Here is a 12,393-nt window from a genome sequence, read left to right as displayed (position 1 = left end):
CTCAAACAGCTTGTTTCGTGAAGGGGTGACAAAATTTGCTTATTTTGAAGGGAGTAGGTAGTAGGTGAGCAGGAAGGATACATCAAGATTTTTGAAGGTATTTTGATTCACGAGTATCAAAGGTGGATTCATCCAGTTCAAATACTCGTCAACGGAGTTCAAAGGTGGATTCATCCAGTTTAAACACTCATGCACGAGTATCAAAGACTTATTGTCGCATTATTTAATGACGCATCTCTTCTGGCTCCATACCTAATGCTCATTAAATTTTAGGCGAACTGAGGGCATTCAATAATAGCAGCGACCACGGCACTTTAATATCAGGTATAAGCCATGAGTACTTTCTCAATACAGGCAACGCAGCAGGTAGTACAAAACGCAGAGAGCGTAACGATGCAGGCCGATCGCCATTTTCATCTACAAGATTATATTTCTTAGCCAGTTCGGCAACAATCTGCACGCGTCCTGTACGGCTGATCAGATTTGGCTCACTAGCAAGTGCAGCGATCGCTCGTCCAGTTAATAAGGGAGTTTCCCAATTGTAGCGATCGCTTAAGAATGAGTAATTCTTTTCAGTAGCATTGGTTTGATTTATTTCAGAAGCAAAACGGGAAAAAAGCTCAGTATCAACAATACCCGGCCAAATTGAAACAGAAGTGACGTTATGGGGTTTTAACTCAACAGCCATATTAGCAGCTAGGCGATCGCAAGCTGCTTTGCCAACACCATAAGCTATATCAAAGATATAAAACATACTACCCCACGAGGAAATCGTGCAAATTAGTCCAGAGTTACGCTTAGTCATCATCCGAGCCGCAAAAACACTCGCAACATAGTGGCTGCGAAGACCAACGTTGTTGCTAGCATCCCAAAGACTTGGTTCAGAATCCCAAAAGGGCTGCCCCTGAGAGTCTTTTACTGCCTGAACTCCTGAGTAAGCATTATTTACCAGTAAGTCTAGTTGTCCATCCTGTTCATCTTGAATGCGATCGAAAAGCAAACGCACCTGCCGATCGTCGCTGTGGTCTACTTGGACGGGAATGCATACACCACCGACTTCTTCAATGGCTGATTTTGTTTCACTAAGACTTCCTGAAACCCCATCACTGGAAGAGTTGTTGAGGCTGCGACCCGTGATGTATACAGTTGCGCCGGCTTCACCAAGGCCAATGGCAATTCCCCTACCAATTCCCCGCGTAGCACCTGTTACCAAAGCCACTTTACCTTCAAGGTGTTTCATGAGCGCTCATTTCTAATCTTTACCGTTAAATATTGATTATTACAATATTCTTTCGTCGCTGTGACTGAAACAACTTCTACTTCGATCGGTTTTTCTTTAGTTCCGTCAAGCAGAAACTCACTAGCTCCTTCACGAGGTTTTTTCGGATTTCCCCAATCATAGGTGTAACCTAAACCTGTCCAAGGATAATGTTCTTGACTAGCAACTGCATAAGAAGTTGTATATATCTCTTGCAAAATCGGATAACTAGCAGGAATTGGTATATCAAAAACATTACAACTAGAATCATTAATTTCTGGATCGACACATGGTCTACTTAAGTCTTCAGCTTTCACCCACATTTCGACAAAATGCGTCTTATTTGAATTTCTATTTAAAATTAAGCCTAAATACTGCTGTAACCTCAGAGAAAGCATGATATTACCGGGAATATTTATACCGATACCCTTACAATTTTGACAAAATTCTTTAACTTGAGGAACGGCTGTTAACCAAGTGCGTGCATCTATACTTTTTTTTGTACCTATTTTCCAATCTTCATTTGGATTTTTAACATATTTCCAACTTGCCATCAAATATTCAATTTTGCCGTTATTTTCTCTCCACTTTACTTGAGGATTAGTTTTTGACAATGACCAAAGATTTTTTACTACTTTATCTTCACTCGGTCTTTTTGCATCCTCAATCGCTATATCTAACTGCCTTTTCAGAGCTTGATAACTTTCGGGTTTATTTTTATCCAGATACTCATTGACGTTTGGGTTGTTTTCTGATTGCGCTAATAAATCCTTTCTGAGGTTTGATGTACTCTGTATGGGAATTTCTCTAGCTAGCAAACTGGAATATCCAACTGCCAAAAATGTACCTGTCAAGCCTAAAAATACTTGAGTCTTTAATTTTTTCATTAAAATAATCCTGTGAATTTATAACAATAGGGGAAATATCACATCCTGGGTTAAACCCAAAGATTGAATCTGATTTTATATTTATGTTTGGCTGAAATGCTATTGTGCTTAATATTTTTAATTAACTTTTTCTGTATAAAAATTAATATCTATAGCAATCCTAAATCATTCGCGATCAACAAGATACCCGACTTCTCAAAGAAGTCGGGTATCTGTGGGTTCAATTCTCACAAATTAAATAGGATTGCTACATATCTATTAGTCTGCCAAGCACTTTCTTTTTCAGACTGACATATCTGCAACAGGAAGCGATCGCAGTCGATCTCAATTTTTTTACGTATAATTACTTATAATTGCTGCTAATTTTAGATAAATCGACTGTACTCTACCGATACAGCAATGCTCATTAGTGTGTCCTTGCAAAACCTTACGAGGCAAAACTAACAATTGATCGCCTGCGGAAAACATTGTTTTATCAATTAAATGAGGGGTCTAACCCTCTATTTATCATCTCTATCCACCACTGGGAAGGGGTTTTGGTCAAGCCATGCTTGTTGGTAATCAGCTTGAGCGTTTATTGACAGGATGACGCTGGCTAAACAAGCGATTAAACTATGGATAATGTCAAGCAATTGTTGCTTTTAACACCACTTACATAAATTTAATCTCATTGTCAAATCTAAAACCTCATCTTGTTATATAAAATACCAGTTATGTCAGCCTATCAAGGAAGTTGTGGGGAGACCACCGATTTGATTATTGGTGTTCACAACCAAGAAAACCTCGAATTACCAGCAAATTCTGCTCCTGTGGGTGCTCTTGCCACAAGACAAGGAACTTTTTCTACGTTTCTTGCTCCCTTGACTCAGGATACTTTTAAACAGGTCGTTAAGGATGTAGAGCAAAAATTACAGATTGTTCATCAAACCCTATCAATGCTTGATTCTCATGGGTTTGAAACTCTTCTGCAAGAAATGTTGCATTCGATTACCTTAAAAACCGGGGAATTACTGGGGGCAGATCGGACGACAATATTTTTATTAGACGAACAAAAACAAGAACTTTGGTCAATTTTAGCTGAGGGTGAGGGCGGTCGCTCTTTAGAAATTCGCATCCCCGCTGATAAAGGCATTGCTGGTGAAGTCGCCACTTTTAAAGAAGTTATTAATATTCCCTTTGATTTTTATAACGATCCGCGATCGCATTTTGCCCAAGAACAAGAAAAAAGAACTGGCTATCGTACCTACACCATGCTAGCTTTGCCGTTGTTAAATGAACATGGGCAATTAGTTGCAGTAGTACAATTACTGAATAAATTAAAATCTGGGAATAATCACGATGCTCCATTTGCAGAACGAATTGATACCAAAGGTTTTACTAGTGCTGACGAACAATTATTTCAAGAATTTGCCCCTTCGATTCGCTTGATTTTAGAGTCTTCGCGCTCTTTTTATGTAGCCACCCAAAAACAAAGAGCAGTGGCGGCACTAATGAAGGCAATCAAGTCCCTCTCTCAAAGCAGCCTCGACTTAGAAGATACCCTCAAACGGGTGATGGATGAAGCCAAAGAATTGATGAATGCTGATCGCAGTACACTATGGTTAATAGACCGCGATCGCCATGAATTGTGGACGAAAATTACTCAGGATGATGGTTCAACCAAAGAGTTGCGAGTCCCGATAGGTAAGGGCTTTGCTGGCATAGTAGCGGCTTCTGGCAAGAAGCTAAATATTGGCTTTGATTTGTACTACGATCCTGACTCAGAGACAGCTCAAAAACTAGACCAGCAAAATGGCTATCGCACCTGTAGCTTGCTTTGTATGCCAGTATTTAATGCCGATCAACAACTGATAGGCGTTACCCAACTCGTAAATAAAAAGAAATCCGGGGATTTTCCCCCTTATAATCCAGCTGATTGGCCCAAAGCTCCCGACTGCTTCCAAGCTAGCTTTGACCGCAACGATGAAGAGTTCATGGAAGCTTTTAATATTCAAGCAGGAGTAGCGCTGCAAAATGCCCAGTTGTTTGCCACAGTCAAGCAACAAGAACAAATGCAACGGGATATTCTGCGTAGTCTTTCCAATGGAGTTGTTTCCACTGATAAAACTGGGTTAATTATCGCCGCCAATGAAAGCGCCAAGCGTTTGCTAGGACTAGGAGTAGATGACCGTTTAGAAGGTAAATTAGTTAATGATGTCATTGGCATCAAAGAAGGCGACTTTAGCAAGTGGTATCAGGATGCTTTACACGCAGTTGACTTAAAAGGCCGCCAGCAATATTACCCCGATCGCACACTCATAACCACTGATACAGAACAGCACAGTATTAATTTATCGATTAACACAATTGCCGATGCTAGCGACCAAGAGCAAGTCCGTGGGGCGCTGGTAGTGATGGAAGATATTAGTGATGAAAAGCGGCTCAAGAGTACGATGTACCGCTACATGACTCAGGAATTAGCCGAAGAATTGCTGAAATTAGATGACGCTAAACTCGGAGGCGATCGCAAAGAAGTTTCGATTTTATTTTCTGATATTCGCGGCTACACCACTTTGACGGAAAACTTAGAAGCAGAAGAAGTGGTGAGTATGCTCAATGAATATTTTGAATCAATGGTGGAGGCAGTCTTTAAACACAAAGGCACTCTTGATAAATATATCGGTGATGCCATCATGGCTGTATTTGGTTCTCCTCTACCATTAGAAGAACACGCTTGGATGGCAGTGCAAACATCTTTAGAAATGCGCGATCGCTTGCACGAATTTAATCAACGTCGCTGTGTAGATGATAAGCCCAGAATTAAAATCGGCATTGGCATCAATTCTGATACCGTGATTAGTGGAAATATTGGTTCTAGTAAGCGGATGGAATTTACTGCGATTGGCGATGGCGTTAATCTTGGCTCTCGATTAGAAAGTGTTAGTAAACAGTATGGTTGCGATATTATAATTAGCCATAACACCTTTAAACCATGCCAAGATAATATTTGGGCTAGGGAACTAGATTACATTCGTGTCAAGGGTAGAAATGAACCAGTAGCCATATACGAATTGCTAGGTTTGCGTTCCAATCCGATTGAAAGCGAAAAATTACAAGTGATTGAGCACTATCATAAAGGGCGTGAGTATTACCTCAAGCGGCAGTTTTCTCGTGCCAGGGCTGAGTTTGCTAATGTGTTGGCAGCAGACAGCCAGGACAAAGCTGCTATGTTGCATCTGTTGCGTTGTCAGCATTGGTTACAATCACCCCCAACAGAATCAGATTGGGATGAAGGAGTTTGGACATTTCAGGAGAAATAAACTAGTCAAAATTTTTATTTTCTTTTTAAGACATTAGATTTTTCTGATTACTTATGTCAATTTTGATTTAGAATATAACTAATTAATTTTAACTTACTCAAACAATCTTTGATAACTAAAATGATAGCGCACTAAATAATATTCAACCTTAAATCTCCCAAATAATAGGCTGTTTAAATAAAGGGACTCCCTATATTAATAAATTAAACAATATGTTGAAAAATAACTTTTAGTAAATCTCCTTGTTTAAAAGGCTTAGTTAAATAGCCTGATGCTCTGACCATCTTCGCTTTAGCTCTATCTAAAAATCCTACTTTTTCTGACACCATAATCACAGGTGTATTTTTAAAATATGAGTGTTTACGCAGCAAAGAGCAGAGTTCATATCCATCTAGATTAGGCATTAATATATCCAACAAAATTATGTCAGGTTTTATACGGATAATCTGCATTAAAGCTTTTAAAGAATCAGTGACTCCGATAACAGAAAAGGTTTGCTCATCTAAATAACTTTTAATAGCATTCAATACTGTAGGACTGTCATCAATACACAAGATTGTGTAGATTTTTCTGTCAGCAGACGGTTGGATGATTTGCTGATCCCTGTTTTCATTAGTATTAATAGAGTAGGCTGCTGCTTTATAGCCGTTTATTTTAGGCAACTTTGGCGTAGTTTTGACTTTAGGTTGTAGCTCATTTTTTTGAAAAAATTGTGAGGTATGCGATTGATAACTTGGCAATGTTTGACGATAAACCCCTTCTCTATGAGAGGCTTCTCTTTCAAAGACGCTAACGCGAACATCAACGTTTTGGGGCGTTAAACATTGTTCAACTAATAAACGGAGATTTAGATGACAAAACTTTGGCATATCATCCAGAAAGCTCTCAGGAATAAATTCATAACTCCCCTCTTCTAAGTTCAGAAATGACTCTATAACTTCTAGCGCCAATTGCTCTATTAGCATTGCAGCTTGAGAGGAACTGATATATTTCTGATTTACTAACCAACAAATAGCCAGATAATCTGGGTTCGGTATTGCCTGATTTTCAATACCAGTTTCAAATATCGCCCGTAACTGGTCTTTAATTCCGTCAGGGAGAGTAGAAATTTGCTGACTCAAGCATTGCAAATTTCTGTAAAGCGGCTCAAACATTTTCTCTGAGTAACAGGCATAAATTAATTTCCCCTCATCTACATATATTGACCAAGAACCTGATGTACTAAACACCTGTAAACAACCAGTAACCGACTTACCAGTGATTTTTTTCAACAAAGTTAGGGGCTGGAGTTTTTGGAAAAATCTGTATCTACTAATCGGAAGTGTCTTCATTGGGATAGCTCTGGAATAAAATTAATATTTGCAGGTAAAATTAGTGAATTACCTTTTCGGAATTCACCGTGACTTTGTTGGAAGCACTGTCAGATAAATATAACGGTCATATTTGAGTTAGTACAGAGATTCCACACCCCCCAACTCTTAATTCACCAATCTCTGTTCAGCTATAATCCACAAGTTACAACTAAACCAATTCATGCTACTGACCAATAGCAAAATTGCCTGACTAGTTGCCAGGATATAGTATTTCAAAAATTAGATTGGTTTTCTGTATCTTTAGCTAATCTAGCCAATCTAACAGTAACTCAAGTGGCACACAAAGACTATTGGCTCTCGCCCATCAGTCACAAAAGTATCATTGTTATCCGTATTTTGCAGCTTAAAATTATAAATACTTTAGTTCTCTTGCAAAAGTTTTTTGTACCTAATCCTAAAGTCTGGAGCAACTAAAATCTACTGTAATGTAAACGTAAATGTTTCTCCATCAAGGCTTATAGGCATTAAGTCCGCGCTGACAAAGTATGTTTTTATATCCGTGAAGAAAGTCGTCAGCTACTTTTTCAAGAAGTTTATTCTTGAGTATAACTTCACCAGAGAAAAAGTATTATTAAAAACTAAGCATTCCAAAAGCTCAATATCTTACTTAAGTTTGTGATTGTAGAGCAACTCTTAATCTTGGGATTTAGCAAAATTATCACTTGCACAACAATAATGAAAAATCTCCGGTCAAGAATGAGTTTGCTGATAATTGCCGCCATGATGGTGTGTGGTGAGATGCACAGGCGACTAAATCAGCAGAAGGGAATCTCTTCATAAGTACTGGAAACGGGGTTCTAATGTTGTGTGGGGCTAAATAGTCACCCTGCATAAATTGGAGTGACAAATTCAAGAACTTAAAGGAAAATCCTTGATTAGTAGTAGATACCTGCAAAATAGCTGTTTTCAGCTAGATGGTAGATAACAAGTAACATACTCACTAAAACTTAGATTACTATAATTTTCAAAAAAAGTTACCAGAAATATATAAACTTCATGAGAAATCAGTAAAGTAAACATGAAAACTAATTAATATCATCTTCCAGAAAATTGTTATAAATATTTATTTGTTTAGATATCCGGGAAAGCTGAAAATGCATAGTAAAAGATAATTATGTCTGCTTATTGAATTACACTTGTAAAAAACTGAATCATTTTATGGTGGCAATTTACCCGAAAAATCCCAAGTTTGAAAAATCACAAATATAAATACAAAATTTTATGCGTAGGCGTAGCCTGTTGTAAACATCACATTTATTAATCCATAAGATATATGTAACGAAAAGACGCAAAGAAATTCTTTGCGTCTTTGGCGTGAGATTTATAAATGGAGATTCTCACCGTTATACTTCTCCATCTACTTAAAATTGCTCCCGCCAGCACCAGCTTAAAAGTGTCGCACCAGCTACCAGCTTCACTACTTCCAGTAGCCAATAGCTACCGTGCAGTAAATTCATTGTCGATGGAATAGCAGCAGCAGCTTCAAATAGGTTGAGTTGAACTCCTATAGCGCACATCTGCGGAGTTAAGAAATAGGTATCAAGCACAGCGATAGTTAGCAGCAGCACAGATAAAACAATACTGCCAATACTCCAGTGATATCGGGTTTTGCTCAAAGCTAGTGCCCCAGTCAAGACTACAGCAGCTGATAATAATTCCATCCGATTGAAGTTCCAAAAAATCGTATAGCCTGCTGTCGTAAAACCAGCTTGGCTCATCATCCCCGAAAGATAAAGGCTAGGCATAATTACCCAGTCTAAAACTAGACTAGCACTGAGCCAAAAGCCCAAGGTCAATACGATCGCAGTTTGCCAAATTGGGCGTTTGAATTCAAGGTTAGAAATAGCAGTCATAAAATAATTGCGTGTGTTGTATTTCTTTAGTTTCTAACTTCACCAGCGATTTGACAACTAATATCAACTAACCTTTACAATAGCGATCGCTCCTACATTCTGAAGTCAATACCAAGATTTTTTAAACTAAGTTAAGAAATTTTAAGATTTTATAAAAAGTAATTTAAATAGATTTTGTCTGTTAGAAATACTCCATTTTTTCTATCGAAATTAACTTATCAAGCAATATCGAATGTTGAAGCAGACACTTCAGTTATTTTGTACCTCATCTACTTGAAAACTGCTGTATAAAAATTCTTATTTGATTAGCTTCCTATCGGCTGATAGAGTAACCAAGAATATTCATTCATGAATTATCTCTGGCCCGACGATAATCCTACTATCACCCACAATAGTATTTTGGAACAACGCATTGTTAATATAACCGAAATCACTAAGGTAAGACCTTTTAAGATTGGCATTTTCAAATATGGCGCCAATTATGTCAGCATCAGTCACATTAGCACCCTCCAAATTAGTACCAATGAACCTAACCAGGCTCAATCTGGCATAACTGAGATTAGCCCGACTCAAATTAGCCTCACTCAAATTAGCTGCCAATAGATTAGCTCGACTTAAGTTAGCCCCACTCAGATTAGCTCCACTCTAGTCAGCCTCTTGCAAATTCATCCCACTAAAGTCTCTTTCTCCAGCAGCATAACGCTTGAGCAATTCTTTAGCATCCATAACTAACCTAGATTATGCAGATTTAAGATAGTACACCAATTGTATGTTAGGTTGCCCTTTAATTATGAATTCAATCCCATTATTTATAAATACTCAACTTTTTATATTGTAAAGTAACTAAGCGATCGCACTCACAGATTCCCCCCTTTGGCAGCTATCAGCTATTTAGCACAACAGTAATATTGTCAGTTTTCAACGCAGATATGATATAAAAACAGTTTGTGTTCCATGATGTCTTAAACTACGCCATTTGCGATCGCATATCGTGGCAATATTTTGCTATCTATGTGAATTAGTGTAGTGTTGAGTTACATCCGGTAAATTGCGATCTTTTACCCGCGAATCTGCCTGCAAAAGTGAAACATTGTATGTAAATGCATCTATAACTGACAAAAGCGACGAATTTCGGGCAACGTAACGTAACGCATAATTAAATTCACCAGATGTCTGTTATATCAAGTCCGTTTAATTACTTATGATTACCGCATCTGTGCAAAAATCCCAAAAGCCTCTTTCCCCCTGCTCCCTGTGATCTAAAGATAAGTCTTTAGTCAGACACAATATTAGATGTAGCTTCTAAGTAAGATATATTGTTGTATAAAACATCTACCTTGAGACATACTTTTTTGTATATGTTTAATTATCCAGTACACTTCGCATGGTGGATTGACTTAAAGATATTTACAGATGTTATGATTTGCATTGTTGTAATGTTATGATTTGTGTTGTACTTTTCAGTTACCAACTAGTAAATTATTTGCTGTTTTAAGCTGAAAAGGCTTACTTTAGGACTAAGAAGGCAATTCAAGCAAACTTAGAAACCTTTAATATACACAAGCATTCCTTAAAAAAGTTAAATTTTTGTTACAAGGAACTCAGATACATTTAAATTCAGAATTTTCAGGAGTTGCTGAGATTAAGTATGTTGATTACTGAGCACTAAATTAACTTAGTAAAAGAGGTATTTTACTGATATTTTGAATAGAATGCAGTGAGTCATCTTTGTTTTTAGCCATTTTATGGTTTGAGACTAATGCAAAAAAATACAGCGAGATGAGAATTAATCATTTCTGTAATATCAAATGTCAGCCTAGAGATAGACAATGATAAACAATATGAGTAGTTTACTAAGATATGAGTTTTGCAAAGCCTAGCAATCGGCAAGTTGCTAGAGACAAATATAGTGGAGTTAATAAAAATTCAGGTAAACTTCTTAAATGTCCACTGTTACTCTGAAGCAAACAGAATGTAGCAAGTTTAGTAATAAAAGGTTTGAAACTAATGCTAATAAACAGCAAAGTAACGATTAATCAGGGTTCTAATCTCAAATTCAAGCTTGGAGATCAACGGTATAATCAGTTGTCTAGGCTAGAATTTTTGCGGAATCGTACAGTTGGAAAGCCACTATATTTAAACGTAGTGGAATAAATCTGAATTCAGATGAATTTCCCAAATTTAAAGTCAACAATCCACAGAAGAAGCAGGCAAGTATGATGCCAATATATTGCTAGTGGAGCTAGTTGACTTGTTTGAGGTTATGCCGAATTAAAGGTTAACCCATCTACAGAATTTACTCAAATGAATGGTGTTGTTTAAAAACATAGCAAGTCAGTAATAAGCGTTAGCTTTTTCTTGAAAGCTAATTTTGTCCTGTCTTTTATCTAAAAGGATAAAGAGCATAGTTGTTTGCTGGCATACATTAGGGTAAATCGCAATTATTACCGAAATCTCACAACTTTTTAATTGGAATCAGGTCAACACACATGAATAAAGTTCAAGCATCATTTGAAGCTACAGAAGCTGCGTTTCACGTGCAAGGTTACGAAAAAATCGATTTTAGTCTTGTCTATGTGAACGGTGCATTTGATATTCAAAACAGAGAAATCGCAGATAGCTATGCAAAATTTGGTCGCTGTCTGACTGTAATTGATGCCAATGTCCATGAACTTTATGGCGATCAGATCAAGTCATATTTTAGACACTATGACATTGAACTGACGTTATTTCCAATCATTATTACAGAGCCAGCTAAAACCCTAGCAACTTTTGAAAAAATTATTGACGCTTTTTCGGACTTTGGCTTAGTTCGTAAGGAACCAGTCTTAGTCGTCGGTGGTGGTCTAATTACTGATGTGGCTGGGTTTGCTTGCGCTTCTTACCGTCGCAAGAGTAACTACATTCGCATTCCTACCACGTTGATTGGTTTAATTGATGCAGGTGTAGCAATTAAGGTTGCAGTTAATCATCGTAAGGAAAAAAATCGCTTGGGAGCATATCATGCACCTTTGAAAGTAATCTTAGATTTCTCATTCTTGAAAACCTTGCCAACCGCTCAAGTTCGCAATGGGATGGCAGAGTTAGTGAAGATTGCGGTAGTTTCTAACTCTGAAGTCTTTGAACTGCTATATGAATATGGTGAAGAACTGCTTTCCACTCACTTTGGATATGTGAATGCAACACCAGAAATTAAAGAGATTGCCCATAAAGTCAACTACGAGGCAATCAAAACCATGTTGGAGTTAGAGACTCCTAACTTGCATGAAATAGACCTTGATCGCGTCATTGCCTACGGTCACACTTGGAGTCCTACCCTAGAATTAGCACCTCAGATACCCCTATATCACGGTCATGCAGTCAATATAGATATGGCTTTGTCTGCAACCATTGCAGCACAACGGGGTTATATTTCCACAGGAGAGCGCGATCGCATCCTAGACTTGATGAGTCGTATAGGTTTATCACTCGATCATCCTCTATTAGATGGGGATTTACTCTGGTATGCTACCCGATCTATAAGCTTGACACGAGATGGCAAACAACGCGCAGCTATGCCTCGTCCAATTGGTGAGTGCTTCTTTGTCAACGATCTGACTCGTGAAGAACTTGATGCTGCCTTAGCTGAACACAAACGTCTTTGTGCTAAATATCCTCGTGGCGGAGAAGGGGTTGATGCATACATTGAAAGTCAAGAAGCCAAGCTAGTAGGGGTCTGAAGAT

The 12,393-nt window shown here is 37.9% G+C and carries 8 protein-coding genes; 2 read left to right on the top strand and 6 right to left on the bottom strand.

Annotation, left to right across the window (positions count from 1 at the left end; genetic code table 11):
- Positions 1 to 262: 262 nt before the first annotated feature.
- The 3 genes from ACFE93_RS06710 to ACFE93_RS06700 form a co-directional block, all read right to left on the bottom strand.
- On the bottom strand, positions 263 to 1,240 hold the full coding sequence (locus ACFE93_RS06710) for an SDR family NAD(P)-dependent oxidoreductase (protein ID WP_375472583.1): 978 nt from the start codon (positions 1,238 to 1,240) through the stop codon (positions 263 to 265).
- Positions 1,237 to 2,145, bottom strand: coding sequence for a hypothetical protein (locus tag ACFE93_RS06705; RefSeq protein WP_375472582.1), 909 nt, complete (start codon positions 2,143 to 2,145; stop codon positions 1,237 to 1,239). Before ACFE93_RS06705 ends, ACFE93_RS06710 begins: the two co-directional genes overlap by 4 nt.
- 500 nt (positions 2,146 to 2,645) lie before the next feature.
- Positions 2,646 to 2,777: a hypothetical protein gene (locus ACFE93_RS06700; protein ID WP_292873282.1), complete on the bottom strand. Its 132-nt coding sequence runs from the start codon at positions 2,775 to 2,777 to the stop codon at positions 2,646 to 2,648.
- 81 nt (positions 2,778 to 2,858) lie between these two features.
- On the opposite strand from ACFE93_RS06700, the gene ACFE93_RS06695 reads away from it, so the two are divergent.
- Positions 2,859 to 5,444: a GAF domain-containing protein gene (locus ACFE93_RS06695; protein ID WP_375472581.1), complete on the top strand. Its 2,586-nt coding sequence runs from the start codon at positions 2,859 to 2,861 to the stop codon at positions 5,442 to 5,444.
- Between the two features lie 203 nt (positions 5,445 to 5,647).
- On the opposite strand, the gene ACFE93_RS06690 is transcribed toward ACFE93_RS06695, so the two are convergent.
- The 3 genes from ACFE93_RS06690 to ACFE93_RS06680 form a co-directional block, all read right to left on the bottom strand.
- Positions 5,648 to 6,775 (bottom strand): response regulator, encoded by a 1,128-nt coding sequence (locus ACFE93_RS06690; protein WP_375472580.1) that lies wholly within the window; start codon positions 6,773 to 6,775, stop codon positions 5,648 to 5,650.
- Positions 6,776 to 8,178: 1,403 nt separating this feature from the next.
- Positions 8,179 to 8,670, bottom strand: coding sequence for a hypothetical protein (locus ACFE93_RS06685; protein ID WP_375472579.1), 492 nt, complete (start codon positions 8,668 to 8,670; stop codon positions 8,179 to 8,181).
- Between the two features lie 342 nt (positions 8,671 to 9,012).
- Positions 9,013 to 9,270 carry a pentapeptide repeat-containing protein gene (locus ACFE93_RS06680; RefSeq protein WP_375472578.1) on the bottom strand — a complete coding sequence of 86 codons (258 nt, stop codon included), beginning with the start codon at positions 9,268 to 9,270 and terminating at the stop codon, positions 9,013 to 9,015.
- Between the two features lie 1,889 nt (positions 9,271 to 11,159).
- Between ACFE93_RS06680 and ACFE93_RS06675 the strand changes: the two genes are divergently transcribed.
- On the top strand, positions 11,160 to 12,389 hold the full coding sequence (locus ACFE93_RS06675) for a sedoheptulose 7-phosphate cyclase (RefSeq protein ID WP_375472577.1): 1,230 nt from the start codon (positions 11,160 to 11,162) through the stop codon (positions 12,387 to 12,389).
- Positions 12,390 to 12,393 lie beyond the last annotated feature (4 nt).

Origin of the sequence: uncultured Nostoc sp., from assembly GCF_964247315.1 — a bacterium.
Lineage (GTDB): Bacteria > Cyanobacteriota > Cyanobacteriia > Cyanobacteriales > Nostocaceae > Nostoc.
Note: the sequence above shows the minus strand (reverse complement) of the source record. Positions and strands in the feature narration are given on the sequence as shown.